This window comes from Klebsiella sp. K5-45, assembly GCF_030128605.1.
Taxonomy (GTDB): Bacteria; Pseudomonadota; Gammaproteobacteria; order Enterobacterales; family Enterobacteriaceae; genus Klebsiella; species Klebsiella quasipneumoniae.
Genome location: NZ_JAKUZW010000009.1, coordinates 245,539 through 269,858 on the forward strand (window position 1 = coordinate 245,539; position 24,320 = coordinate 269,858).

Here is a 24,320-nt window from a genome sequence, read left to right on the forward strand (position 1 = left end):
AGCAAAGGGTCTGACTATGTTCCTGATAATTTTAATAAAATCGCTTATCATCGGCGGCCTGGTCGGCGTCGGCGTGGGCGCCGGAGCGGCACGCATGTTTCATGCCCCTACCACCCAGGGGATGGGGGCGTTTCGAACCCTGGGCGAGCTGAACTCCTGTGAGGGCGATCCGGCTTCCCACTTCTCCTTTGGCCTCGGTTTCTTCTTTAACGCCTGGGCCTCTTCCGTTGCAGCAGGCTCCTTCACCCAGGATGTTGACCACCGCATTATCCCCAACTGGGGCGCGGCGGCGCTGATGCTGAAAAATCGTAACGTCGGCGAAACGCTGCACGATCCGAAAAAAATGGCCATCTCCTGCGGCATCATCGGCATGATTGTCGTCGCCTTCCTCAACCTTACCGCCTCGTCCGTACCGGAAGCGCTGCAGGTGACCGCGGTTAAGGTACTGGTACCGGCGGCAAACCTGCTGGTGAACACCGTGATGCCGGTGATCTTCTGGCTGGCGGCGATCGACGCCGGTAAAAAATCAGGCTTCTGGGCGACCATCTTCGGCGGCGCGGCGCAGCTGATTATGGGCAACGCCGTACCGGGGCTGGTGCTGGGTATTCTGATCGGCAAAGGCGTTGAAGAGAGCGGCTGGAACCGGGTCACCAAAGTGATGATGGTGGCCATTGTCGCCCTGTTCGTCCTCAGCGGCTTCTTCCGCGGCTTCGACATGAAGATGATCGAATCCTTCCATCTGACCGTGCCGAACTGGCTGGACATGATCCACAACTCACTCAGCGGCAAATAACGGGAGCCTGATAATGGAACAGAATAAAGGTTTTTGGTATGCCGACTGGTCGTTCCCGATCTTCGTTGGCCTGCTCTCCTCCGGCGTCTTCGCCGGGACCCACATGTACTACCTGTACGGCATCGGCGCCTTTAACGAAGTCGCCTTCGTGGCGATGCTGAAGTCGGGGATTGATACCGGCGTTTACGGCGCGGTGGCGGCGTTTGGCGCCAGCTTCCTGTTCGCCCGCATCATCGAAGGGTCGCTGGTGGGGATCCTCGATATCGGCGGCGCTATTCAGACCGGGATCGGTCTTGGCGTCCCGGCGCTGCTGCTCGGCGCGGGCTTTGTCTTCCCGGTGGCGAACTTCGCCGCCTCGCTGGCAACCGGCCTGATCCTCGGCCTGGCGGTGGGCTACATCATCATTCTGGCGCGTAAGTTCACCATCAACCAGAGCGACTCCACCTACGGCGCCGACGTGATGATGGGCGCAGGTAACGCCTCCGGCCGCTTCCTGGGGCCGTTGATTATCCTCAGCGCAATGACCGCCTCGATTCCTATCGGGATCGGCTCGCTGGTTGGCGCACTGCTGTTCTATATCTGGCAGAAACCGATCACCGGTGGCGCCATCCTCGGCGCGATGATCCTCGGCTCGATCTTCCCGGTGGCGATTAGCTAATCGCTAGATGGCGCTGCGCTTATCGGGCCTACAGGTCAGCGCGATGTGTAGGCCGGATAAGGCGGTACGCCGCCATCCGGCAACAGATTCACTCTTTCATCAGGAGATAGCTATGTTTGATTTACTCCTGCGCCGCGCGCGCCTCGTCGACGATACCCTGACTGATATCGCCATTCAGGACGGGAAAATCGCGGCGCTGGGCGAGATTAGCGCGCCCTCCCGTAAAACCATCGATCTGCAGGGCAACAGCTACGTCAGCGCCGGCTGGATTGACTCCCACGTTCACTGCTACCCAAATTCGCCGATATATCACGATGAGCCGGACAGCGTTGGCATCGCCACCGGCGTCACCACCGTGATTGATGCTGGCAGCACCGGCGCCGACGATGTGGACGACTTCTACCAGTTAACCCGCAAAGCGGTGACGGAAGTCTATGCCCTGCTCAATATCTCCCGCGTCGGGCTGATTGCCCAGAACGAACTGGCCAATATGGCCAATATCGACGCCGAGGCGGTGAAGCAGGCGGTGCAGCGCCATCCCGACTTTATCGTCGGCCTGAAGGCGCGGATGAGCAGCAGCGTCGTCGGCGAAAACGGCATTACGCCGCTGGCGCGCGCCAAAGCCATTCAGCAGGAAAACGGCGATCTGCCGTTGATGGTGCACATCGGCAATAATCCGCCGAACCTCGATGAAATTGCCGAGCTGTTGAGTCGCGGCGACATCATTACCCACTGCTATAACGGCAAGCCGAACCGCATTCTGAATCCTGCCGGCGAACTGCGCAGTTCGATTACCCGCGCCCTGCACCGCGGCGTGCGCCTTGACGTCGGCCACGGTACCGCCAGCTTCAGCTTTGAAGTGGCGCGCCGGGCGATTGCGCTGGGCATTCTGCCGCACACCATCAGCTCGGATATTTACTGCCGCAACCGCATCGACGGCCCGGTACGTTCGCTGGCGCTGGTGATGTCGAAATTCCTCGCTATCGGCATGACCCTGCCGCAGGTGATTGACTGCGTGACCGTCAGCGCCGCCGAGGGGCTGCGCCTGTCGCGTAAAGGGCGTCTGGAAGTGGGTTTCGACGCCGATCTAACGCTATTTCGCCTGGAGCGCCAGCCAACGCTGCTGGTGGATGCCGAAAAAGAGAGCCTCCAGGCAGACAACATTCTGGTGCCGCTGGCCGCGATCCGCGCGGGCAAAGGCTATCCGACCGAACAAGGGAGCGCGGAACATGCCTTCGATTTTTGAAAAATATCATTTAAAACAAGTTATTAACACTTCCGGCCGGATGACGGCGCTGGGCGTCTCCACGCCGCGCCCGGAAGTGGTGGAAGCCGCGATGGCCGGTATGAACCAGTACTTTGAAATGAAAGACCTGGTGAATAAGACCGGCGAGTACATCGCCAGGCTGCTGGACGTGGAAGGGGCGACCGTGGTCTCCTGCGCGTCGGCAGGGATTGCCCAGTCGGTGGCGGCGGTGCTGGTGAAAGACAGCGACTGGCTGCTGGAGAACCTGCACGTTACGCCGATAGAGAATAACGAAATCGTCCTGCCGAAGGGCCACAACGTCAACTTCGGCGCGCCGGTCGGCACCATGGTGGCGCTGGGCGGCGGTAAGCTGGTGGAAGCGGGCTACGCCAACGAATGCTCTGCCGAACAGCTGGCGGCGGCGATCACCCCGCGCACCGCGGCGATCCTCTACATCAAATCCCACCACTGCGTGCAGAAAAGCATGCTCAACGTCGCGCAGGCCGCGGAAGTAGCGCGTCAGCATCATTTACCGCTGATCGTCGACGCGGCGGCGGAGGAAGATCTGCAGTGCTACTACCGCATGGGCGCCGACCTGGTTATCTACAGCGGCGCGAAAGCGATTGAAGGGCCGACCAGCGGGCTGGTGATCGGCAAAACGCAGTACGTTGAGTGGGTTAAACGCCAGTCGATGGGCATTGGCCGGGCGATGAAAGTGGGTAAAGAGGGGATCCTCGGCCTGACCTGCGCCATTGAACACTACCTGACGGCGAGCAAAGAGAGCGGTGAGGAGATGGTGACGAAGATGACGCCGTTTATCGAACAGCTCAACACCCTCGACGGCGTTACTGCCCGTGTGGTATGGGACAGCGCCGGCCGCGATATCGCCCGCGCCGAAATCAAATTCGACGAAGCGGTGACCGGCGTGAAGACCGGCGATCTGGTTAACGCGCTGAAGCAAGGCGAATACGCCATCTACTTCCGCGGCTATAAAGCGAATGAAGGCATTATCGAAGCCGATGTCCGCAGCGTTAACGCACAGCAGCTGGCGGTGGTCGCCCGTCGCATCGCGGAAGTTCTGCACAAGGAGAAACAAGCATGAAACTGACCCCAAACTTTTACCGTGACCGCGTGTGCCTGAACGTCCTAGCGGGCAGCAAAGACAACGCTCGGGAAATCTACGACGCGGCGGAAGGTCATGTCCTGGTCGGCGTGCTCTCCAAAAATTACCCGGACGTCGCCAGCGCGGTGGCCGATATGCGCGACTACGCGAAGCTGATTGATAACGCCCTCTCCGTCGGGCTGGGCGCGGGGGATCCGAATCAGTCGGCGATGGTGAGCGAGATTTCTCGCCAGGTGCAGCCGCAGCACGTCAACCAGGTCTTCACCGGCGTGGCCACCAGCCGCGCGCTGCTCGGGCAGAACGAGACGGTGGTCAACGGCCTGGTCTCGCCCACCGGCACCCCGGGGATGGTGAAGATCTCCACCGGCCCGCTGAGCAGCGGCGCGGCGGATGGGATTGTGCCGCTGGAAACCGCCATCGCGCTGTTAAAAGATATGGGCGGCAGCTCCATCAAATACTTCCCGATGGGCGGCCTGAAGCACCGCGACGAGTTCGAAGCAGTGGCCAAAGCCTGCGCCGCGCACGATTTCTGGCTGGAGCCGACCGGCGGTATCGATCTGGAAAACTACAGCGAGATCCTGAAAATCGCCCTTGATGCCGGGGTAAGCAAAATCATCCCGCATATCTACAGCTCGATTATCGATAAGGCCAGCGGCAACACCCGCCCGGCCGATGTTCGCCAGCTGCTGGAGATGACCAAACAGTTAGTGAAGTAGTGCCCTTGCCCCTCACCCATCAAAGGATGAGGGGCAACTGATCCCACCGAACCATCAAGGAGTTACCATGCCAACCGCTCGTCACCTGCTTGTTGCTTCACTGTCTTTGCTTGCCGCCGGCGCCGCCGCGCAAACCCACTACGCCTGGATTGGCACCTATAATCCCAATGGCGAAGGTCTGTACCGCTTTACCGTTGATGGCCAAACCGGCGCGCTGCGGGACAAGGCGCTGGTGAGCTCGCTGGCGAATGTCGCGCAGCTGACCGTCTCGCGCGATGGCAAAACGCTGTATGCCGCCAGCGAGGTGGAGAAAGGCGTGGTGCAGGCGTGGCGCATTGAGAGGAACGGTGAGCTGACCGCACTCAATCAGGTCGCCTCCGGCGGCGCCGGGCCGGTTTATCTCTCCCTGACGCCAAACGGTAAACAGCTGCTGGTGGCCAACTACGTCAGCGGCAGCATCGCCGTGCTACCGGTCAAAGAAGATGGTAGCCTGGGTGAGGCGGTGGACAGGCATCAGGATGAAGGCCCGGCAGGGGCCGAACGCCCGGCGGCGGCCGTCGAGGGCAGCTTCGCCATCAGCGATCACAATGGCCCGCACGCCCATATGATCGCCGCCGATCCCAGCGGCAAATACGTTTACTCTACCGATCTGGGGCTGGATCGGATCTATCAGTACCGGCTGGATAGCGCCAGCGGCAAGCTGACGCCGAACGATCCGCCGTTTATCGCCGCTTCGTCGCCGGGCGCCGGCCCGCGCCACTTCGTCTTTACGCCAAAGGGCGACGGCCTGTGGCTGATTAACGAAGAAGCGTCGACGCTGACCTTCTATCATCTGGATCAGCAAAGCGGTCTGCTGCGCGAAGGCAAAACCGTCTCCGCGCTGCCGAAAGAGTATAAGGGCACCAGCTTTGCCGCCGGTCTGGCGCTGAGCAACGACGGCAAACAGCTGTACGTCGCCAACCGTCTGCATAACAGCATCGCCCACTTTACGGTGCAGGCCGATGGCCGCCTGAGCCACCAGGAGGATATCTGGACGCGCGGAGATTACCCCCGCACGCTGACCCTGGATACTCAGGGGCAGTGGCTGTACGTCATGAACCAGCGTAGCGATAATATTACCCGCTTCAGCGTGGCGCCGAAGGATGGCAAATTGACCTTTGTCTCAGACTACACGCCGGTCGGCAGCCCATCGCAGATGGTGATATCCGCCCAACCCTGAGCCGTAACCACAAGGAACTGACATGCGATTTCCCAACCAACGCTTAGCGCAACTCTTCACCCTGCTGCGGAATGAAACGCTGCCGCAGGATGAGCTGGCGCAACGCCTGTCGGTTTCCACCCGTACCGTGCGCGCCGATATTACCGCCCTGAATGCGCTACTGGCGCAGTATGGCGCGCAGTTTATCCTTAACCGCGGCAGCGGTTATCAGCTGAAAATTGATAACCCGGCGAGCTTTCAGACACTGGAGGAGACGTCGCCGAAGGCGCAGCATGTCCCGCGTACCGCCCAGGATCGCATCACGTTTCTGCTGGTGCGTTTTCTGACATCGGCGTTCTCCATCAAGCTGGAAGACCTGGCGGATGAGTGGTTCGTCAGCCGCGCCACGCTGCAGAACGATATGGTCGAGGTGCGCGAGCGCTTCCAGCGCTATCAGCTCACCCTTGAAACCCGCCCGCGCCACGGTATGAAGCTGTTTGGCAGCGAGGTATCGGTTCGCGCCTGCCTCACCGACCTGCTGTGGGAGCTGGCCCAGCAGGGCGGTATCGCGCCGCCGATCGGCGCCGAGGCCTTTGCCGCAGAGGTGCCTGCGCTGCTGGAGCCCATGCTGCAGGAGACGCTCACCCGGCACCATATTCGCCTCACCGACGTCGGCGAGCGCTTTATCTGCTTGTACGGGGCGGTGGTGGTGCGCCGCGTCAGCGAAGGCTACCCGCTGACGGATTTCAGTGCTGAAGATGTGGCGCAGAACGTCCGTGATGCCGCGCGCGATCTGGCGGGCGAACTGCAGCGGCTGGCCGGTAAACCTTTATCGCCCGCGGAAGAAGAGTGGCTGTGCGTGCATATCGCCGCCCGTCAGGTACAGGACGTGGACCCGGAAACCATCAGCGCCGACGATGACGAAGCGCTGGTCAACTACATCCTGCGCTACATCAACAGCCAGTATAACTACAATCTGCTGGACGATGCCCAGCTGCACGCCGATCTGCTGACCCACATAAAGACCATGATCACCCGCGTACGCTACCAGATCATGATCCCCAATCCGCTGCTGGATAACATCAAACAGCACTACCCGATGGCCTGGGATATGACCCTCGCCGCGGTCTCCAGCTGGGGCAAATACACGCCTTATACCATTAGCGAAAACGAAATCGGTTTTCTGGTGCTGCATATCGGCGTCGGGCTGGAGCGCCACTACAACATCGGCTACCAGCGTCAGCCGCAGGTGCTGCTGGTGTGTGATACCAGCAATGCGATGGTGCGGATGATTGAGGCGATCCTGCAGCGCAAATATCCGCAGCTGGAGATCGCCGCCACTATTTCCCAGCGCGAGTACGAACAGCGGGACGCGATCGAGGCGGATTTTGTTATCTCCACGGTGCGGATCAGCGAAAAAGACAAGCCGGTAGTGACCATCGCGCCGTTTCCCACTGACTATCAACTGGATCAGATCGGTAAGCTGGTGCTGGTGGACCGCACCCGTCCGTGGATGCTGAATAAGTACTTCGATGCCGCCCATTTCCGGGTGATCGACACGCCGATGGATCAGCAAACGCTGTTCGCCGGACTGTGTCAGCAGCTGCTGGAGGAAGGCTTCGTCGATGCGGAGTTTCATGCTTCGGTGGTGGAGCGTGAAGCGATCGTCAGCACCATGCTCGGCGACGGTATTGCGCTGCCGCACTCCCTGGGTCTGCTGGCGAAAAAGACGGTGGTCTATACCGTTATTGCCCCGCAGGGCATCGCCTGGGGGGACGAAACCGCCCATATCATCTTCCTGCTCGCTATCAGCAAGCGCGAGTATGAAGAGGCGATGGCGATCTACGATATTTTCGTGACTTTCCTGCGTGAGCGCGCCATGAGCCGCCTCGCCACGACCCGCAGCTTCGATGAGTTTAAAATGGTGGCGATGGAATGCGTCAGCCGGTTTTGAGAGGCGTTTTCCAGATTCGAGTGTAATTCAAATGTAATGCTATTATGCATTACAAAATATCCCTTTCTGGAGGCATAATGGCCACGCTCAACGTTCGACTGGATGATAAACTCAAAAAAGAGGCTTATGCCGTGCTGGAGAAACTCGATATGACGCCAACGGAGGCGGTACGCCTGCTGTTTCAATACATTGCGGAAAATGGCCGCATGCCGGTGAAAAGTATGACTATCAGCGATAGCGAAGCGGCATTATTACGCACCGTCCGCGAGCGGCTGGAAAACCCGCAGCCGGAGGTGAAGGTGAGTCTGGATGACCTATGAACTGGCGTTTGATCCGCGTGCCTGGCGCGAATGGCAGAAGCTTGGCGAGACGATCAAAAAACAGTTCAAAAATAAGCTCCAGCAGGTTGTGCAGAATCCGCGAACTGAGTCGGCCAGGCTGAGCGATTTGCCGGATTGCTACAAAATCAAGCTTAAGGCGTCAGGTTATCGGCTGGTGTATCAAGTACGAGATAGTGTGGTGGTGGTTTACGTTATTGCCATTGGCAAAAGAGAGAAAGCGGCCGTTTATCATCAGGCGAATAAACGGCTCTAAACGCTATCGCAAATGATGCACGACCTGGTTGCTGCTGCCGCGCCAGATCAGCGCCGGGTCTTTTAAATCCTGCACAAACTTACCGTCGACCAGCACGTTGATCAGGTTCACCACCTGCATCTGCGCCTCATTCAGCTCTTCCAGCTTATAGCCGGTCCAGACCCAGATATCTTTGCCGGGGCATTCGGCGCGCACGCGCTGAACCAGCTTTAAGATCTCCGCGACGTTCTGTGGATGCAGCGGATCGCCGCCGGAGAGCGAAATCCCCTGGCGCTTGATGCGGGTGTCGTTGAGGTCGGCGATGATGCGGTCGGCCATCTCAGCGGTAAACGGCATACCGGAGTTCACCCGCCAGGTGCTTTTGTTGTAGCAGCCCGGGCACTCGTGGACGCAGCCGGAGACAAACAGGGTGCAGCGGGTGCCGGGGCCGTTGACAATATCTACCGGGTAGTACTGATGGTAATTCATTGTTTCCTCTTCTCATTTGCCGCTGCAGCGGCGTTGGCTGCGCTCGCTCGCCCGGGTCACTTACTCCAGTAAGCTCCCCGGGACTTACTCGTTTGCCGCCTTGCTACAACGCCAACTGATTTGAGGAAACCCACCTGGCTGTCTGGGATCCCTTCGTTTGCCGCCTTGCTCTGACGTTATTTGCTTTGCGAAAACGGAGGAGTGCGGCCATTTCCCGGCGTCGCTGCGCTCGGCCGGGCTACGACTCACCAGGCAGTGGTAGCCCGGATAAGGCGCTGCGCGCCGCCATCCGGGAAAAGCGCATTGTTCTTTAACCGATCTGCCCATTGCCCAGGTGCTTCACGCGGCGCTTCACTTCTTCCTGCTTGCCGGCGTTGAACGGACGCGCGTCCGGGCTACCGAGGTAGCCGCACACCCGGCGGGTAACGGAAACGCGGGAGGCGTCGTGGTTACCGCATTTCGGGCAGGTAAAACCCTTGCTGGTGCACTCGAACTCGCCGGTGAAACCACACTCGTAGCATTCATCGATCGGCGTATTGGTTCCGTAATACGGCACATGCTGATAGCTGTAATCCCACACGTCCTCCAGCGCCTTCAGGTTGTGCTGGATGTTCGGGTATTCGCCGTAGCAAATGAAGCCCCCGTTGGCCAGCGGCGGATACGGCGCTTCAAAATCGATCTTGTCGTACGGGTTGACCTTCTTCTCCACGTCGAGGTGGAAGCTGTTGGTGTAGTAACCTTTGTCGGTTACCCCTTCCACCACGCCAAACTCGGCGGTATCGAGACGGCAGAAGCGATCGCACAGGTTTTCGCTCGGCGTGCTGTACAAGCTAAAGCCGTAGCCGGTCTCTTCCTTCCACAAATCGACGGCGTCGCGCAGGCGCTGGACGATGGCCACACCCTTCTCGCGCAGCGCCTCGCTGTCGTACATGTGCTGATTGCCGTACAGTGCATTGATGGTTTCATGGATACCGATATAGCCCAGCGAAATCGACGCCCGGCCGTTTTTGAAAATCTCGGAGACGTCGTCGTCGGCTTTCAGTCGCACGCCGCAGGCCCCTTCCATATAGAGGATCGGCGCCACGCGCGCTTTTACCCCTTCCAGGCGGGCAATACGGGTCATCAGCGCTTTGCGCGCCAGCTGCAGGCGCTCGTCCAGCAGCGCCCAGAAGGCGGCTTCGTCGCCTTTCGCTTCCAGGGCGATGCGCGGCAGGTTGAGGCTGATAACGCCGAGGTTATTGCGCCCATCGTGCACCTGCTCGCCGTTCTCGTTTTCCCACACCCCGAGGAAGCTGCGGCAGCCCATCGGCGTTTTAAACGACCCGGTAACCTTCACCACCTGGTCGTAGTTGAGGATATCCGGGTACATGCGCTTGCTGGCGCACTCCAGCGCCAGCTGTTTGATGTCGTAGTTCGGATCGCCGAACTTATGGTTCAGGCCGTCACGGATCGCGAACACCAGTTTCGGGAACACCGCGGTCTTACGGTTTTTACCGAGGCCGGCAATGCGGTTACGCAGAATCGACTGCTGGATCAGCCGCGATTCCCAGCTGGTGCCGAGGCCGAACCCGAAGGTGACGAACGGCGTCTGGCCGTTGGCGGTATGCAGCGTGTTAACCTCATACTCCAGCGACTGGAAGGCGTCGTAGCACTCTTTTTCGGTACGGGCGCGGGCATAGCCTTCGGCATCCGGGATCTGCCACTCTTCGGCGATTTTGCGATGCTTGTTAAAGCTTTCGCTGACGAACGGCGCCAGCACTTCATCGATGCGGTTAATGGTGGTGCCGCCGTAAATATGGCTGGCGACCTGGGCGATGATCTGCGCTGTCACCGCGGTGGCGGTAGAGATAGACTTCGGCGGCTCGATCTCCGCGTTGCCCATCTTAAAGCCCTGGGTCAGCATGCCTTTCAGGTCGATCAGCATGCAGTTAAACATGGGGAAAAAGGGCGAGTAATCGAGGTCATGATAGTGGATCATGCCGCGTTCGTGGGCCATCACCACATCGTGAGGCAGCAGGTGCTGCCGGGCGTAGTGCTTGGCGACGATACCGGCCAGCAGGTCGCGCTGGGTCGGGATGACTTTACTGTCCTTGTTGGCGTTTTCGTTGAGCAGCGCGGAGTTGGTCTGCTCGACGAGACCGCGGATCTCCTGATTGAGGCGGCCGCGCTTCTCACGCTGGCTATCGCGGTCATGGCGATACTCAATGTAGGCGCGCGCCAGCTGCTTATAGGGGCCGGACATCAGCTGGTTTTCCACCGCGGTCTGGATCTCATTGATGTCGACCTGGGCGCGGCCCTGCATTTGTTGGCTAACGACTTCTGCGACGGTGGCGCAATAGTCTGCGTCATCGACTCCCGCTGCTTTAGCTGCACGCAGAATCGCTTCCTGAATGCGCTCTGACTTGAACGGCACTTTACAGCCATCACGTTTCATCACATGCGGTGTCATGATCACTCCATATATAGAACAGGTTATCCACAGAGGCGGAGGTTATCCCGAAGGCGCTGCACGCTACGGCTCGTGCTGTTTGCCTTCAGATCCGGCCCGTTTTATCCACATCTCATCACCGCCAGACATCGACAAGATATGGTGACATAATAGACGATTAATACAACATGTAGGGCCGGGACGCATTTTAAGTTCTATATGTAGTGATTTGCATCAAAGATGTTTGCGATTTTATTGACCCAGAACAAGGTAAAAAGGTGAGTGTACGGATGATGGGCGCTGGCGATAAATGTAAATTTATCTGGCTGGAAAATAAGCAAAAATGCCTGGCGTTCGCCACCGGCGCCAGGCATGACATCCTCATCTCGGGAGGGCAGGGGATACCTTAGGCCTGCAGCCACCATACCGCTTCGAACGGCCGCAGCGTCAGCCCGGTCGGGCGGGGCGTGGTCTCGGCATAGTTGCTGATGATCATCTTCCAGTCGCCTGGGGCCTCCTCTGGCTGCCAGGTCTGCAGGTCGCGGCTCAGGTTGGCGGCGACCACCAGCGTTTGTCCCTGCCACTGACGGCGATAACACCACAGCGACGGATGGTCAGGCAGGAGATCCTGATAATCGCCCCAGGTCAGCAGCGGCAGGGTTTTACGCAGCGTAATCAGCTGCTGATAGGCATAAAACACCGAATCGGGGTCCGCCAGCGCCGCCTCGACGTTGATCTCCCGGTAGTTATCGCCAAGGCCGATCCACGGCTCACCGTCGCTAAAGCCACCGTTCTCGCCACTATGCCACGGCATCGGCGTGCGGCTGTTGTCGCGCGATTTGCTGGCAAGGATCGCCAGCAGTTCGTCCGGGCTTTGCCCCTGCGCCGCACGTTCGATAAACATATTGTGGCTCTCGACGTCGCGATAATCGCTGATGCTGTTGAAGTGCGGATTGGTCATACCGATCTCTTCGCCCTGATAAATATAGGGCGTGCCCTGCATGCCGTGCAGCACCATCGCCAGCATCTTCGCCGCCGGCACCCGGTACGCGCCTTCGTCGCCAAAGCGCGAGACGATGCGCGGCTGATCGTGGTTACACCAGAACAGCGCGTTCCATGCCCGGTTGTGCATCCCCTGCTGCCAGTGGCGGAACAGCGCCTTCAGCGCCACATAGTCCGGGCGGGCGAGGGTCCACTTCTCCCCTCCGGGATAATCGACTTTTAAATGGTGGAAGTTAAAGGTCATCGACAGCTCGCGGCCGTCCAGCGCGGCGTACTGCTGGCAGTGTTCCAGCGAGGTGGAAGACATCTCGCCGACGGTCATCAGGTTACGCGGGGTGAAGACATCGCGGCTCATCTCCTGCAGGAACTCATGCACCCGCGGGCCGTCGGTATAGAAGCGGCGGCCATCCCCGTCCAGATCGCAGGGAAAGGTCTGGTCTTTTGAGATCAGGTTGACCACGTCGAGGCGCAGACCGTCGACGCCGCGGTCAGCCCAGAATTCGCAGACCTTTTTCAGCTCGGCGCGCACCGCCGGATTCTCCCAGTTGAGATCCGCCTGCTCAATGGCGAACAGGTGCAGATAATACTGCCCGCTGTCGGCGTGCCACTGCCAGGCGTTGCCGCCAAACTTGGAGCGCCAGTTGTTCGGCAGGGCGTCCGGTTCGCCATCGCGCCAGATATAGAACTGACGGTAGGGGCTTTCCTTATTCAGTGACTGACGGAACCATTCGTGTTCGGTCGAGGTATGGTTCAGCACCATATCCAGCACGATGCGGATCCCGCGGGCCTTCGCCTCCGCCACCAGGGCGTCAAAGTCGGCCATCGTGCCGTAGGAGGGATCGATGGCGGTGTAGTTCGCCACGTCGTAACCGTTATCCACCTGCGGAGAGACGTAGAACGGCGTCAGCCAGATGGCGTCTACCCCAAGCTTTTGCAGATAGTCGAGGCGGGAGGTGACGCCGCGCAGGTCGCCGGTACCGCTGCCGGTGGTATCCTGAAAACTCTTCGGATAAATTTGATAAATAACGCCGTTTTGCCACCAGTGGGGGAGTTGATTCATAGTACTTTCCTGCTGCAACGAGGGGCGCCAAAGGCGCCCCGAAAGAAGAAGTTAGACAATCTGCAAGGTGCCCTGACGGTACTTGCGCTGATACACCACGGTGGTGAGGATAATCGGCACCACCACCGCGATGGCCATCGCCATGGCGTACACCTGCCAGTAGGTTGGCTGGATGGAGAGGATCCCCGGCAGGCCGCCGACGCCGATGCCGTTCGCCAGCACGCCGTTCAGGCCGCACAGCAGGCCGGCGAGGCCGGAGCCGATCATTGCGCACAGCATCGGGAAGCGGTACTTCAGGTTGATACCGTACATTGCCGGCTCGGTGACCCCGAGATAGGCGGAGATCGCCGCCGGCACCGATATTTCACGTTCATTCTGCTTGCGGCTGGCGATGATGATGCCGACCACCGCCGACGCCTGGGCAATGTTGGACAGCGCAATCAGCGGCCACACCGGGGTGCCGCCCATGCTCTGGATCATCTGCATATCGATGGCGAGGGTGGTCTGGTGGACGCCGGTTATCACCAGCGGCGCGTAGAGGAAGCCAAACAGCGCGGCGCCGATCGGCGCGAAGCTGCCGGTTAACAGATGGCGCACCGCGAAGGCCACGCCGTCGCCGATCAGGCGGCCGAACGGACCGATAATGGCGTGCGCGAGGAATACCGCCAGGATCAGCGAGCAGACCGGCACAATGACCAGGTAGAGGTAGTCCGGCACAATGCGCTTGAGGCGCGTCTCGATAAAGCCTAAGGCCAGGCCAGCCAGCAGGGCCGGGATCACCTGCGCCTGGTAGCCGACTTTGGCAATGGTAAACAGGCCGAAATTCCACACCTCCGGCACCTGCTGGCCGAGGAGATAGGCGTTCATCAGCTGCGGGGAGACGAGGGTGACGCCAAGGACAATCCCGAGGATCGGCGTACCGCCCATCTTCTTCACCGCTGACCAGCAGATCCCCACCGGCAGATAGAAGAAGATCGCCTCGCCAATAAGCCACAGGAAGTCATAGATGGTTTTCAGCGACGGGTGCATCTGGGCCAGCGTCTGGCCGTTGCTCATGGGTAAGTCGCCGATGACGTTGCGGAAACCGAGGATCAGACCGCCGCTGATCAGCGCCGGCAGCAGTGGGAAGAAGATCTCGGCGAAGTGCGAAATCAGCTGTTCATGCCACTTCATATTTTGCCGCGCGGCCTGTTTGACCTGCTCTTTATCGGCGGAAGTCTGGCCAGTCGTCGCCAGCAGGGCTTTGTAGTAATCGCCCACCTCGGTGCCGATGACCACCTGGAACTGGCCGGCGTTAGTGAAGCATCCCTTCACCATGCGCAGCTGCTCAATCTCTTTTGGTCTGGCGATGGCCGGGTCGTTCAGCACAAAGCGCAAACGGGTAATACAGTGGCTGACGGTGGCGATATTGCCGCGCCCGCCCACCAGTTCGATCAGTTTATCGATGTCCTGCTGGTTTACTTTGCTCATGATGAAGCCTCAAAAACAGAGGGGGAGAGATGCCGTTTTTACCTTGAGGGCATCCTAACCGTTCCGCTTAATTTGCAAAATGGGAACGTTCCCGAAACCCGGCGACGATCACATAAATCGCCCGAACGAGATTAATTCAGGGCGGCGGGAATCACGATTTGGCGGGGATCGACGCTGCCGGCGATCTGCTCGATCAACTGCCGGGCGGCCCGGCGTCCGGACTCGGCATAGCCCGGATCGACGGTCAAGATTTCCGGGTGGAGAAACTTCATCAGCGGCGTGCTGCCGACGCTGGCGAGCTGCAGCGCATCGCGACCCTGCTGCTGGAGGTACTTGCTGGCGCCGAGGGCGAGGGTATCGGTGGCGCAGACCAGGGCGCTGGTCTCGGCCGTCAACACGCTGGCGACGGTGTCATACCCCTGCTTCATGCCCAGCCCCGGCAGGGCGGCGGTGGGCGTCAGACGATGCTTTTTACAGAAGGCGAGGTAGGCGAGATGGCGGCGTTCGCCGGTGGTGACGTCGCTGTGCGGTACGCCAAGGAAGCTGATGTGGCGATGTCCGCGTTCGTAGAGCCGCTGCATCAGCAGCGTGATGGCCCCTTCGTCGTCATAGCACACCGAGGCGAAGCCGGGGGCGTCGCGGGCCATCAGCACCAGGGTGTCGCGCCAGGGGGCGAGCATCGCTTCGTCGATGCCGGTAAAACCGAACAGTACCACGCCGTCAATATTACGCCGGGCGAGCATGCCGAGATGCTCCTCCACCAGCCCCGGGGAGAACTGACTCTCCATCATAATCGGGTCGTAACCCTGCTCATAAAAGGCGGGCAGCATGGTCTGCACGGCGAGGTTTTCCGACAGCGAATCGAGACGGGTGACTATAATCGCCACCACTTTATCGCTCTGGCCGCGCATGGCGCGGGCGGAGCGGGAGGGTGAGAAACCGTGCTGCTGCATCACCGCTTCGACGCGCTCGCGGGTCCGTTCGCTGACCCCGCTCTCGTTGTTGAGGACGCGGGATACCGTTGATTTCCCTACGCCGCTTAAGCGCGCGATATCTTTGATGGTCAGCCGGTTCTGCATGCGGAATTCTCGTCAGGGGGTAGAAGTGAGCATAATGCTACTCAACCAAACCGCAATGAGCAAAGTCTGGTTTACGTTCGGTTTAGTTGCGCGGGTTTATCATCGCCATTATTGCCACACAATCCTTAACGAGGGCGCTATAATCCGCGCCGTTTATATTCACTTACCGGAGATAGTTATGGACCCCGATCCCACTCCTCATCCTCGATGGAGCAACCTTTCTTTCCGGTAAGCCTGTTTAACACTGCTTTACCGGAAAGCGTAAAGCAGTGACGTCCTTGATGTCCCTGCCATAAAAATAACATGCCTGACAGGTAGGTTTTGCTACGCCCGTCGGCAACGCTGCGTTCGCTTTGGCGAGCGCGGAGGGACTGTTTATGCTGAAAAATTATACCCGGCAGCTGTTCGCACAGCTTAGCCGCCATCTGCCACGCCGTTTAGTCCAGCGCGATCCGCTGCCGGACGCCCGTCATCTGGCGAGCGGCCCCATTCCTGAGTCGCTGGGCAAACAGTGTCTGGACGTGGCGGCGATGGACGACCAGGAGATCTGGCGCGCCTTTGACAGCCACCCAGAAGGGCTCAATGAAGGCGAAGTGGCGGCGAAAATCCTCAAACACGGTGACAACCAGATCCCGGCGCAGAAGCCCTCTCCGTGGTGGGTGCATCTGTGGACTTGCTACCGCAACCCGTTCAATCTGCTGTTGACGGTGCTCGGCATCGTCTCCTATTCCACCGAGGATCTGTTCGCCGCCGGGGTTATCGCCCTGATGGTGGGGATCTCGACGCTGCTCAACTTCATCCAGGAGGCGCGCTCGACCAAAGCGGCGGATGCGCTGAAGGCGATGGTGAGCAATACCGCCACCGTGCTGCGGGTGGTCAACGAGCAGGGGGAGAGCCGCTGGCTGGAACTGCCTATCGACCAGCTGGTGCCGGGCGACATCATCAGGCTGTCGGCGGGAGACATGATCCCGGCCGACCTGCGTATCCTGCAGGCGCGGGATCTGTTCGTCGCCCAGGCCTCGCTGACCGGCGAATCGCTGCCGGTGGAGAAAGTGGCCCGCAGCCGCGATCCGCTGCAGCAGAACCCGCTGGAGTGCGACACCCTGTGCTTTATGGGCACCAACGTGGTGAGCGGCTCGGCGCAGGCCATCGTCTTCGCCACCGGCGGCCACACCTGGTTTGGTCAACTGGCCGGCCGCGTCAGCGAGCAGGAGAGCGAGCCGAACGCCTTCCAGAAAGGCATCAGTCGGGTGAGCATGTTGCTGATCCGCTTTATGCTGGTGATGGCCCCGGTGGTGCTGCTGATCAATGGCTACACCAAAGGCGACTGGTGGGAGGCGGCGCTGTTCGCGCTGTCGGTGGCGGTCGGCCTGACGCCGGAGATGCTGCCGATGATCGTCACCTCGACGCTGGCGCGCGGGGCGGTGAAGCTGTCGAAGCAAAAGGTTATCGTGAAGCACCTCGACGCCATTCAGAATTTTGGCGCGATGGACATCCTCTGCACCGATAAAACCGGCACCCTGACCCAGGATAAAATCGTGCTGGAGAACCATACCGACGTCTCCGGCAAGGTCAGCGAGCGGGTACTGCATGCCGCCTGGCTCAACAGCCACTACCAGACCGGCCTGAAAAACCTGCTCGACACCGCGGTGCTGGAGGGCGTTGAGCTGGAAGCCGCCCGCGGGCTGGCGGCGCGCTGGCAGAAGGTAGATGAGATCCCCTTCGACTTCGAACGCCGCCGCATGTCGGTGGTGGTCAAAGAGCAGGACGACGCGCATCAGCTGATCTGCAAAGGGGCGCTGCAGGAGATCCTCAACGTCTCAACCCAGGTGCGCTACAACGGCGATATCGTGCCGCTTGACGACACCATGCTGCGCCGCATTCGCCGGGTGACCGACACCCTCAACCGGCAGGGGCTGCGGGTGGTGGCGGTGGCGACCAAATATCTGCCGGCCCGCGAAGGCGACTACCAGCGCGCCGATGAGTCGGACCTGATCCTGGAAGGCTACATCGCTTTCCTCGATCCGCCGAAAGAGACCACCGCTCCGGCGCTGAAAGCGTTAAAAGCCAGCGGCATCACGGTGAAGATCCTCACCGGCGACAGCGAGCTGGTGGCGGCCAAGGTGTGCCATGAAGTGGGGCTGGATGCCGGCGAAGTGGTGATTGGCAGCCAGATTGAAGCGATGAGCGACGACGAGCTGGCGGCGCTGGCGAAACGCACCACGCTCTTCGCCCGCCTGGCGCCGCTGCATAAGGAGCGTATCGTGACGCTGCTGAAACGCGAAGGCCACGTGGTGGGCTTTATGGGCGACGGCATCAACGACGCCCCGGCGCTGCGCGCGGCGGACATCGGCATCTCGGTCGACGGCGCGGTGGATATTGCCCGCGAGGCGGCGGATATCATTCTGCTGGAGAAGAGCCTGATGGTGCTGGAGGAGGGGGTGATCGAAGGACGCCGCACCTTCGCCAACATGCTTAAGTACATCAAAATGACCGCCAGCTCCAACTTCGGCAACGTCTTCAGCGTGCTGGTGGCCAGCGCCTTCCTGCCGTTTCTGCCGATGCTGCCGCTGCACCTGTTGATTCAAAACCTGCTCTACGATGTCTCCCAGGTGGCGATCCCGTTCGATAACGTCGATGATGAACAGATCCGCAAACCGCAGCGCTGGAACCCGGCCGATCTCGGGCGCTTTATGGTCTTCTTCGGCCCGATCAGCTCGATTTTCGATATCCTCACCTTCGGCCTGATGTGGTGGGTGTTCCACGCCAATACCGTGGAGATGCAGACCCTGTTCCAGTCCGGCTGGTTTATCGAGGGGCTGCTGTCGCAAACGCTGATTGTGCACATGATCCGCACCCGGCGCATTCCCTTCGTCCAGAGCCGCGCCGCCTGGCCGCTGTTCGCCATGACCCTGGTGGTGATGGCGGTGGGGATCGCGCTGCCGTTCTCGCCGCTGGCGGGCTATCTGCAGCTGCAGGCTCTGCCGCTGAGCTACTTCCCGTGGCTGGTGGCGATCCTGGCGGGCTATATGGTGCTGACCCAAACCGTCAAAGGCTTCTACAGCCGCCGCTACGGCTGGCAATGAGGGGAAGGTTTACGGATGACCCACGTAAAAAAGGCAGCCTGCGGGCTGCCTTTTTTCATGCCGAGGTTAGCGATCAGCGACGCACGGCGATGGCTTCGATCTCGATCTTCACATCTTTCGGCAGACGCGCCACTTCAACGCAGGAGCGCGCCGGGAAGGTGGCGTTGTGCTCGGTGAAGAACGCTTCGTAAGTGGCGTTAACGGTAGCGAAATCGTTGAGGTCTTTGACGAAAACGGTGGTCTTGACGATATCGCCGACGGTGAGGCCAGCGGCTTCAACGATCGCTTTCACGTTGTTCAGCGACTGGCGCGCCTGTGCGGACACGTCTTCCGGAACGCTGCCGGTTTTCGGGTCGACCGGGATTTGGCCAGAGGTGATGATCATGCTGCCGAGGTCAACGCCCTGAACGTATGGGCCAATCGCTGCTGGTGCATTTTCCGTCGCAATAGTTTTGCTCATGTTATCTCCAGATGAACTGAGTAATGTTACGCAAAATCATTCAGGTTGCCGCCAGGCGATAAGCGCTGTATCGCCGGCGCAGACGCCGCCTGAAGGACGAAGCGTAGGGTGGTAGCCATTATAGGGAGGCCTACCACCAATACCAACCGCATTTAGTTGGCCAGCACCACATAATGAGAAAACTCTTTTTCGCAGTATTTACATTTGAGTGCGATGTCATCAGCGCGCTTTTTCACTGCAAAACTGGAAGAAACCGGTTCGGCGTGGCTGATACAGTTGCTGTTCGGGCAGACCAGCACGCTGTCGATACGATCCGGCAGGCTCGGGCGGGATTTGCCCACCACTTCGTAATCATCAATGCGGTTTACCGTCGCCTGCGGGGCGTATAACGACAGCTGGTTAACCTGCTCGTCGGTCAGGAAGGTGTTCTCGATTTTAATCAAGTCTTTGCGGCCCATCTCGCCGGAGGGCAGGTTCAGGCCGATGGTGATGCGCTGGTCGGTTTCGGTCAGTTTGAACAGGGTGAGCAGCTTAAAGCCGACCTGCGCCGGGATGTGGTCGATCACGGTGCCGCGTTTGATCGCTTCTACCTGCAGTTTATTGTCGTGTGTCATCTCTCATTTCCCCCTTACAGAGCCAGCTCGCTATTCAGTACCAGTGCCAGTAACGCCTGGCGGGCGAAGATGCCGTTACCGGCCTGCTGGAAGTACCAGGCGTGCGGCGTTTTATCGACATCGGTGGTGATTTCGTCAATGCGCGGCAGCGGGTGCAGCACCTTCATGTTAGCGCGCGCCCCTTCAAGGTCGGCGGCGCGCAGGACGAACTGCGCTTTGACGTTGGCATATTCCGACGGATCCAGACGTTCTTTCTGCACGCGGGTCATGTACAGAATATCCACTTCCGCCATTACGTCGTCGATGGCGCTATGCAGGCTCCAGGCGATACCTTTTTCATCCAGCATATCGAGGATGTATTGCGGCATGGCCAGCGCGTCCGGGGCGATGAAGTAGAAGCGGTTGCCGCTGAACTTGGCCAGCGCCTGGGTCAGGGAGTGGACGGTACGGCCATACTTCAGATCGCCGACCATCGCCACGTTGAGGTTTTCGAGGCGGCCCTGGGTCTCCTGAATGGTGAACAGGTCGAGCAGGGTTTGGGTCGGGTGCTGGTTAGCGCCGTCGCCGGCGTTCAGTACCGGCACGCCGCCGGAGAATTCGGTCGCCAGACGGGCCGCGCCCTCCTGCGGATGACGCATCACGATGGCATCAACGTAGGTGCTGATGACGGAGATGGTATCCGCCAGCGTTTCCCCTTTTTTGCCCAGCGAGGTGTTGGCGCTGTCGGAAAAGCCGACCACGCTGGCCCCCAGGCGGTGCATCGAGGTTTCAAAAGAGAGGCGGGTGCGGGTCGAGGCTTCAAAGAAACAGCTGGCGATAACCTTATGCTTCAGCAGCTCGGGTTGTGGATTGGCTTTCAGCTTTGCCGCCGTCGCCAGCACCAGTTCGAGGTCTTCGCGGCTGAGATCGTTTATGGAAATGATATGTTTTTGATATAGCGGGTTAGCCATGCTTATCTCCTGACGCCTGGGCAAAAAAAAAGCCCCTTAAATAAGGGGCTTCGGGAATCCAATGAGCAACGGAAAGAAAAACGGCAGGCCAGCGTCTGCATTGAGACGCGCTAAGACAGAATGTCGTACGCAATTGGCCATGCTTCCTCCCGGCAAAACGACTGGCATTATACGCAGACCGTTATGACGATCAAGCGATTCATTCACAATCAGGTAATCGTTTGCCTGCAGAAAAGTGCGCCAGCGCAAAGAACCATGAAACTGTACTGGTATGGCAGCGGCGATGGGGGTATAAAACGCAAAAATGAAATATTGTTTTATATTTGAGGTAAGCGATGATTATTGGCAATATCCACCATCTGCAGCCGTGGCTGCCGGCCGCGCTGCGCGAGGCTATCGAACACGTTATCGCCCATGTCAGCGAGGCGACGCCGCTGGGTAAACACGATATCGACGGCGACAACCTGTTTTATCTGATTTCCGAAGACACCACCGAGCCGCAGGCCGCACGCCGCGCGGAATATCATACCCGCTATCTCGATATCCAGATTGTGCTCCGCGGCAGCGAGGGGATGACCTTCAGCACCTTGCCGGCAGGAGAGCCGCAGACCGACTGGCTGGCGGAGAAAGACATCGCTTTCCTGGCGGAGGGGACGCAGGAGCAAACGGTGATCCTTAACGAAGGGGACTTTGTGGTGTTTTATCCCGGGGAAGTGCATAAACCGCTGTGCGCCGTGGGCGCGCCGGCGAAGGTGCGCAAAGCGGTGGTGAAGATGCTGATGGCGTAACGCAGCGCCCTGACGGGCGGTATCCCGGATACGCGCCGAGCGATCCGGGATTTGACGGCGAGCGAAGGACTATTTGCTCAGCGTCGCCACCATCACCGCTTTGATGGTGTGCATCCGGTTTTCCGCCTGGTCAAAGACCACGCTTGCCGCCGACTCAAACACCTCGTCAGTCACTTCCATGCCGCCGTGCAGGCCGTAATCGGCCGCCATCTGTTTGCCCAGCGTGGTCTGGTCGTCATGGAACGCCGGCAGGCAGTGGAGGAACTTGACCTGCGGATTGCCGGTCAGCGCCAGCATCGCGCTGTTAACCTGATAGTCGCGCAGCAGGGCGATACGTTCGGCCCATTTTTCCTTCGCCTCGCCCATTGAGACCCAGACGTCGGTATAGATAAAATCGGCGCCTTTCACCCCCGCGGCGATATCTTCCGTCAGGGTGATGTTGCCGCCCTGCTGTTTCGCCAACGCGGTACAGGTTTCCACCAGCGCGGCCTCCGGCCAGCAGGCCGATGGCGCCACCAGGCGCAGATCCAGACCGGTCAACGCGGCGGCTTCCAGCATCGAATTGCCCATGTTGTTGCGCGCGTCGCCGGCGTAGACCAGCGTCATCTGGTTAAAGGCTTTGCCCGGCAGGTGCTCTTTCATGGTCAGCAGGTCCGCCAGCAGCTGGGTAGGGTGGTACTCGTTGGTGAGGCCGTTCCATACCGGCACGCCGGCATATTGCGCCAGGGTCTCCACCACTTCCTGGCCGTGGCCGCGATACTGAATGCCGTCGTACATCCGTCCGAGCACACGGGCGGTGTCCTTGATCGACTCTTTATGGCCAATCTGGCTGCCGCTGGGCCCCAGGTAGGTCACGCGGGCGCCCTGATCGTATGCGGCAACTTCGAAAGAGCATCGTGTACGGGTTGAGTCTTTTTCGAAGATGAGCGCGATGTTTTTCCCTGCCAGTTTCTGGACTTCGATACCGTTTTTCTTATCGGCTTTCAGCTTTGCCGCCAGCTCGAGCAGGGCGGTGATTTCTGCAGGCGTAAAATCGAGTAACTTTAAAAAATGCTTCTGGTAAAACGCAGACATGGTTCCCTCACCTGGCATAGGCCACTAATTGAATTAAAATTCAATTTATATGTATGAATATTCATTTGCAAGTCTGTGATCGAAATCTTTCACTGAGAAGTGGAGGCAATGACGGCGGTATGTGACAATAGGGATAACTGCCGCACATTATGAGGAACGAGCCATGGCAAACCCGGAACACCTGGAAGAACAGCGTGAAGAGACGCGTCTGATTATCGAAGAGCTGCTGGAGGATGGCAGCGATCCGGACGCACTGTACACGATTGAGCATCACCTCTCTGCAGACGATTTCGAAACCCTGGAGAAAGTGGCGGTGGAAGCCTTTAAGCTGGGCTACGAAGTAACCGAGCCCGAAGAGCTGGAAGTGGAAGAGGGTGAAGTGGTCATCTGCTGCGATATTCTGAGCGAATGCGCCCTGAACGCAGAACTGATCGATGCCCAGGTGGAACAGCTGATGACGCTGGCAGAAAAATTTGACGTCGAGTATGACGGTTGGGGCACCTACTATGAGGACCCCAACGGCGAAGAAGACGGCGATGATGACGAAGATTTTGTCGATGAAGACGACGATGGTGTTCGTCACTAAGTCGCAGATGTTGTAGATGGATACGGCGGCGCCAGCCGCCGTATAGCAAGGAACTTCCATGGATTACCCGCAGATACTCTCCCCGATTATCAACTTCCTGCACTGCCCGACGCCGCAGGCGTGGATTGACGAAGCCCGCAAGCCGGAAAACCTGCCGCTGCTGCTGACCGACCATATGGTGTGCGAACTGAAAGCGGCGCAGAACGCCATGCTGCTGGTGCGTCGCTACGTCGCGGATAAAGCCGACGCCGATGAGCTTCTGGACTGCCTGAAGCCGTATGAAGACTTCACCTACCGCCGGGGGCCGGAGCCGGATTTTGTCGCTCTGCATAAGCGGATCAACAAAAGCGCCATGCCGCAGACCGACGACCCATGGGGCCGTCAGCTGCTGGACAGCATGATTTTGCTGATTAAAGAGGAGCTGCATCACTTCTGGCAAGTGCGGGAGATGATGCTGGCGCGCGATATCCCCTATGTCAAAATCACCGCCAGCAACTATGCCCGCGGCCTGCGGCGCGAAGTGCGCTCACATGAGCCGGTGATGCTGATCGATAAGCTCATCTGCGGCGCCTATATCGAGGCCCGCTCCTGTGAGCGCTTTGCGGCGCTGGCGCCGTGGCTGGACGACGATCTGCAGAAGTTCTATCTGTCGCTGCTGCGCTCGGAAGCGCGTCACTATCAGGACTACCTGGATCTGGCGCAGAAGATTGCCGGAGAAGATATCAGCGAGCGGGTACGCCAGCTCGGCGAGGCGGAAGCGGCGCTGATCCTCCGTCCGGAGGCTGAGTTCCGCTTTCACAGCGGCGTGCCGGCGGCGGCGTAGCCCACGCTATTCGGCCCCTGTAGCCCCGGTAGCCACTAACACCGGCAGTTTCAGTAGCCATGGGAGAGATAGCGTTGAGAGCTTCAGCTCGCAATGGTACGGGCCGTAGGTCGGGTAAGGCGTTAGCCGCCACCCGACAAAAAAACGGCA

26 protein-coding genes are annotated in these 24,320 nt (G+C 59.5%); 14 read left to right on the forward strand and 12 right to left on the reverse strand.

The window, feature by feature from the left end; genetic code table 11:
- The first annotated feature begins 16 nt into the window (after positions 1–16).
- The 9 genes from MKS11_RS20050 (at position 17) to MKS11_RS20090 (ending at position 8,282) form a co-directional block, all read left to right on the forward strand.
- Positions 17–793: a DUF4311 domain-containing protein gene (locus tag MKS11_RS20050; protein ID WP_002886897.1), complete on the forward strand. Its 777-nt coding sequence runs from the start codon at positions 17–19 to the stop codon at positions 791–793.
- A 13-nt stretch (positions 794–806) separates the two neighbouring features.
- Entirely contained in the window at positions 807–1,451 is a 645-nt protein-coding gene (locus MKS11_RS20055) for a DUF4310 family protein (protein WP_004206504.1), read from the forward strand.
- A gap of 112 nt (positions 1,452–1,563) precedes the next feature.
- Complete coding sequence (locus tag MKS11_RS20060; protein WP_087771126.1) at positions 1,564–2,697, forward strand: amidohydrolase/deacetylase family metallohydrolase; 1,134 nt, start codon at positions 1,564–1,566, stop codon at positions 2,695–2,697.
- Complete coding sequence (locus tag MKS11_RS20065) at positions 2,681–3,799, forward strand: DgaE family pyridoxal phosphate-dependent ammonia lyase (protein ID WP_048322776.1); 1,119 nt, start codon at positions 2,681–2,683, stop codon at positions 3,797–3,799. Before MKS11_RS20060 ends, MKS11_RS20065 begins: the two co-directional genes overlap by 17 nt.
- Positions 3,796–4,536, forward strand: coding sequence for a 2-dehydro-3-deoxy-phosphogluconate aldolase (dagF, locus tag MKS11_RS20070; protein ID WP_004206507.1), 741 nt, complete (start codon positions 3,796–3,798; stop codon positions 4,534–4,536). The genes MKS11_RS20065 and dagF overlap by 4 nt, the downstream gene beginning before the upstream one ends.
- Before the next feature lie 67 nt (positions 4,537–4,603).
- A complete protein-coding gene (locus tag MKS11_RS20075) occupies positions 4,604–5,755 on the forward strand; it encodes a lactonase family protein (RefSeq protein WP_057212389.1) in 1,152 nt (383 codons plus the stop codon).
- A 22-nt stretch (positions 5,756–5,777) separates the two neighbouring features.
- Positions 5,778–7,688 (forward strand): transcription antiterminator, encoded by a 1,911-nt coding sequence (locus tag MKS11_RS20080; RefSeq protein WP_087771127.1) that lies wholly within the window; start codon positions 5,778–5,780, stop codon positions 7,686–7,688.
- A 77-nt stretch (positions 7,689–7,765) separates the two neighbouring features.
- Complete coding sequence (locus MKS11_RS20085) at positions 7,766–8,008, forward strand: type II toxin-antitoxin system RelB/DinJ family antitoxin (RefSeq protein ID WP_023291757.1); 243 nt, start codon at positions 7,766–7,768, stop codon at positions 8,006–8,008.
- Positions 7,998–8,282, forward strand: a complete 285-nt coding sequence (locus tag MKS11_RS20090) for a type II toxin-antitoxin system RelE/ParE family toxin (RefSeq protein WP_087771128.1) — start codon at positions 7,998–8,000, stop codon at positions 8,280–8,282. Before MKS11_RS20085 ends, MKS11_RS20090 begins: the two co-directional genes overlap by 11 nt.
- Positions 8,283–8,285: 3 nt before the next feature.
- On the opposite strand, the gene nrdG is transcribed toward MKS11_RS20090, so the two are convergent.
- The 5 genes from nrdG to treR form a co-directional block, all read right to left on the reverse strand.
- Positions 8,286–8,750, reverse strand: coding sequence for an anaerobic ribonucleoside-triphosphate reductase-activating protein (gene nrdG / locus MKS11_RS20095; protein ID WP_050533674.1), 465 nt, complete (start codon positions 8,748–8,750; stop codon positions 8,286–8,288).
- A gap of 310 nt (positions 8,751–9,060) precedes the next feature.
- A complete protein-coding gene (gene nrdD / locus MKS11_RS20100) occupies positions 9,061–11,199 on the reverse strand; it encodes an anaerobic ribonucleoside-triphosphate reductase (RefSeq protein WP_004206513.1) in 2,139 nt (712 codons plus the stop codon).
- Positions 11,200–11,584: 385 nt separating this feature from the next.
- Positions 11,585–13,240 carry an alpha,alpha-phosphotrehalase gene (gene treC / locus MKS11_RS20105; RefSeq protein WP_064178460.1) on the reverse strand — a complete coding sequence of 552 codons (1,656 nt, stop codon included), beginning with the start codon at positions 13,238–13,240 and terminating at the stop codon, positions 11,585–11,587.
- A 51-nt stretch (positions 13,241–13,291) separates the two neighbouring features.
- Complete coding sequence (treB, locus tag MKS11_RS20110) at positions 13,292–14,710, reverse strand: PTS trehalose transporter subunit IIBC (RefSeq protein WP_004206516.1); 1,419 nt, start codon at positions 14,708–14,710, stop codon at positions 13,292–13,294.
- A gap of 131 nt (positions 14,711–14,841) precedes the next feature.
- Positions 14,842–15,789 (reverse strand): trehalose operon repressor TreR, encoded by a 948-nt coding sequence (gene treR / locus MKS11_RS20115; protein WP_004206520.1) that lies wholly within the window; start codon positions 15,787–15,789, stop codon positions 14,842–14,844.
- 178 nt (positions 15,790–15,967) lie between these two features.
- On the opposite strand from treR, the gene mgtL reads away from it, so the two are divergent.
- Together mgtL and mgtA are read left to right on the forward strand one after the other, a co-directional pair.
- Positions 15,968–16,021 (forward strand): mgtA regulatory leader peptide MgtL, encoded by a 54-nt coding sequence (gene mgtL / locus MKS11_RS27705; protein WP_219340445.1) that lies wholly within the window; start codon positions 15,968–15,970, stop codon positions 16,019–16,021.
- Between the two features lie 145 nt (positions 16,022–16,166).
- The gene (mgtA, locus tag MKS11_RS20120; protein ID WP_004206521.1) at positions 16,167–18,875 is read left to right on the forward strand and encodes a magnesium-translocating P-type ATPase; all 2,709 of its coding nucleotides are present in this window, start codon (positions 16,167–16,169) and stop codon (positions 18,873–18,875) included.
- A 73-nt stretch (positions 18,876–18,948) separates the two neighbouring features.
- Here the strand turns inward: mgtA and ridA are convergent, their stop codons facing one another.
- The 5 genes from ridA to MKS11_RS20140 all read right to left on the reverse strand — a co-directional run bounded on the left by ridA (position 18,949) and on the right by MKS11_RS20140 (position 21,040).
- The gene (gene ridA, locus MKS11_RS20125) at positions 18,949–19,335 is read right to left on the reverse strand and encodes a 2-iminobutanoate/2-iminopropanoate deaminase (RefSeq protein WP_002886926.1); all 387 of its coding nucleotides are present in this window, start codon (positions 19,333–19,335) and stop codon (positions 18,949–18,951) included.
- Positions 19,336–19,487: 152 nt separating this feature from the next.
- Complete coding sequence (pyrI, locus tag MKS11_RS20130; protein ID WP_002886927.1) at positions 19,488–19,949, reverse strand: aspartate carbamoyltransferase regulatory subunit; 462 nt, start codon at positions 19,947–19,949, stop codon at positions 19,488–19,490.
- Positions 19,950–19,963: 14 nt separating this feature from the next.
- Positions 19,964–20,899: an aspartate carbamoyltransferase gene (gene pyrB / locus MKS11_RS20135; protein ID WP_004206522.1), complete on the reverse strand. Its 936-nt coding sequence runs from the start codon at positions 20,897–20,899 to the stop codon at positions 19,964–19,966.
- A 2-nt stretch (positions 20,900–20,901) separates the two neighbouring features.
- Positions 20,902–20,961, reverse strand: coding sequence for a pyrBI operon leader peptide (locus MKS11_RS27710; RefSeq protein WP_227650304.1), 60 nt, complete (start codon positions 20,959–20,961; stop codon positions 20,902–20,904).
- The gene (locus tag MKS11_RS20140) at positions 20,936–21,040 is read right to left on the reverse strand and encodes a pyrBI operon leader peptide (RefSeq protein ID WP_002886930.1); all 105 of its coding nucleotides are present in this window, start codon (positions 21,038–21,040) and stop codon (positions 20,936–20,938) included. The genes MKS11_RS27710 and MKS11_RS20140 overlap by 26 nt, the downstream gene beginning before the upstream one ends.
- Positions 21,041–21,234: 194 nt before the next feature.
- On the opposite strand from MKS11_RS20140, the gene MKS11_RS20145 reads away from it, so the two are divergent.
- A complete protein-coding gene (locus tag MKS11_RS20145) occupies positions 21,235–21,687 on the forward strand; it encodes a YhcH/YjgK/YiaL family protein (protein ID WP_017900567.1) in 453 nt (150 codons plus the stop codon).
- Between the two features lie 69 nt (positions 21,688–21,756).
- Here MKS11_RS20145 and argF read toward each other — a convergent pair whose 3' ends face one another.
- On the reverse strand, positions 21,757–22,761 hold the full coding sequence (gene argF / locus MKS11_RS20150) for an ornithine carbamoyltransferase (RefSeq protein WP_032456908.1): 1,005 nt from the start codon (positions 22,759–22,761) through the stop codon (positions 21,757–21,759).
- Complete coding sequence (argL, locus tag MKS11_RS27715; protein WP_370736902.1) at positions 22,731–22,826, reverse strand: putative translational regulatory protein ArgL; 96 nt, start codon at positions 22,824–22,826, stop codon at positions 22,731–22,733. Before argL ends, argF begins: the two co-directional genes overlap by 31 nt.
- Positions 22,827–22,924: 98 nt before the next feature.
- Here argL and rraB point away from each other — a divergent pair, with 98 nt between their 5' ends.
- Positions 22,925–23,347, forward strand: a complete 423-nt coding sequence (rraB, locus tag MKS11_RS20155) for a ribonuclease E inhibitor RraB (RefSeq protein WP_004206524.1) — start codon at positions 22,925–22,927, stop codon at positions 23,345–23,347.
- Positions 23,348–23,405: 58 nt separating this feature from the next.
- Positions 23,406–24,170 (forward strand): tRNA isopentenyl-2-thiomethyl-A-37 hydroxylase MiaE, encoded by a 765-nt coding sequence (gene miaE / locus MKS11_RS20160; RefSeq protein WP_043519333.1) that lies wholly within the window; start codon positions 23,406–23,408, stop codon positions 24,168–24,170.
- Positions 24,171–24,320: the final 150 nt, after the last annotated feature.

Coding starts and splice junctions, on each gene's coding strand:
- MKS11_RS20075 (WP_057212389.1), top strand. CDS start 4,604: ATGCCAACCGCTCGTCACCTGCTTGTTGCTTCACTGTCTTTGCTTGCC.
- MKS11_RS20080 (WP_087771127.1), top strand. CDS start 5,778: ATGCGATTTCCCAACCAACGCTTAGCGCAACTCTTCACCCTGCTGCGG.
- nrdG (WP_050533674.1), bottom strand. CDS start 8,750: ATGAATTACCATCAGTACTACCCGGTAGATATTGTCAACGGCCCCGGC.
- dagF (WP_004206507.1), top strand. CDS start 3,796: ATGAAACTGACCCCAAACTTTTACCGTGACCGCGTGTGCCTGAACGTC.
- mgtA (WP_004206521.1), top strand. CDS start 16,167: ATGCTGAAAAATTATACCCGGCAGCTGTTCGCACAGCTTAGCCGCCAT.
- argL (WP_370736902.1), bottom strand. CDS start 22,826: ATGAATATTCATACATATAAATTGAATTTTAATTCAATTAGTGGCCTA.
- MKS11_RS20050 (WP_002886897.1), top strand. CDS start 17: ATGTTCCTGATAATTTTAATAAAATCGCTTATCATCGGCGGCCTGGTC.
- rraB (WP_004206524.1), top strand. CDS start 22,925: ATGGCAAACCCGGAACACCTGGAAGAACAGCGTGAAGAGACGCGTCTG.
- MKS11_RS20140 (WP_002886930.1), bottom strand. CDS start 21,040: ATGGCCAATTGCGTACGACATTCTGTCTTAGCGCGTCTCAATGCAGAC.
- ridA (WP_002886926.1), bottom strand. CDS start 19,335: ATGAGCAAAACTATTGCGACGGAAAATGCACCAGCAGCGATTGGCCCA.
- nrdD (WP_004206513.1), bottom strand. CDS start 11,199: ATGACACCGCATGTGATGAAACGTGATGGCTGTAAAGTGCCGTTCAAG.
- MKS11_RS20090 (WP_087771128.1), top strand. CDS start 7,998: ATGACCTATGAACTGGCGTTTGATCCGCGTGCCTGGCGCGAATGGCAG.
- MKS11_RS20055 (WP_004206504.1), top strand. CDS start 807: ATGGAACAGAATAAAGGTTTTTGGTATGCCGACTGGTCGTTCCCGATC.
- pyrB (WP_004206522.1), bottom strand. CDS start 20,899: ATGGCTAACCCGCTATATCAAAAACATATCATTTCCATAAACGATCTC.
- treR (WP_004206520.1), bottom strand. CDS start 15,789: ATGCAGAACCGGCTGACCATCAAAGATATCGCGCGCTTAAGCGGCGTA.
- MKS11_RS20065 (WP_048322776.1), top strand. CDS start 2,681: ATGCCTTCGATTTTTGAAAAATATCATTTAAAACAAGTTATTAACACT.
- miaE (WP_043519333.1), top strand. CDS start 23,406: ATGGATTACCCGCAGATACTCTCCCCGATTATCAACTTCCTGCACTGC.
- treC (WP_064178460.1), bottom strand. CDS start 13,240: ATGAATCAACTCCCCCACTGGTGGCAAAACGGCGTTATTTATCAAATT.
- treB (WP_004206516.1), bottom strand. CDS start 14,710: ATGAGCAAAGTAAACCAGCAGGACATCGATAAACTGATCGAACTGGTG.
- argF (WP_032456908.1), bottom strand. CDS start 22,761: ATGTCTGCGTTTTACCAGAAGCATTTTTTAAAGTTACTCGATTTTACG.
- MKS11_RS20060 (WP_087771126.1), top strand. CDS start 1,564: ATGTTTGATTTACTCCTGCGCCGCGCGCGCCTCGTCGACGATACCCTG.
- MKS11_RS20145 (WP_017900567.1), top strand. CDS start 21,235: ATGATTATTGGCAATATCCACCATCTGCAGCCGTGGCTGCCGGCCGCG.
- MKS11_RS20085 (WP_023291757.1), top strand. CDS start 7,766: ATGGCCACGCTCAACGTTCGACTGGATGATAAACTCAAAAAAGAGGCT.
- pyrI (WP_002886927.1), bottom strand. CDS start 19,949: ATGACACACGACAATAAACTGCAGGTAGAAGCGATCAAACGCGGCACC.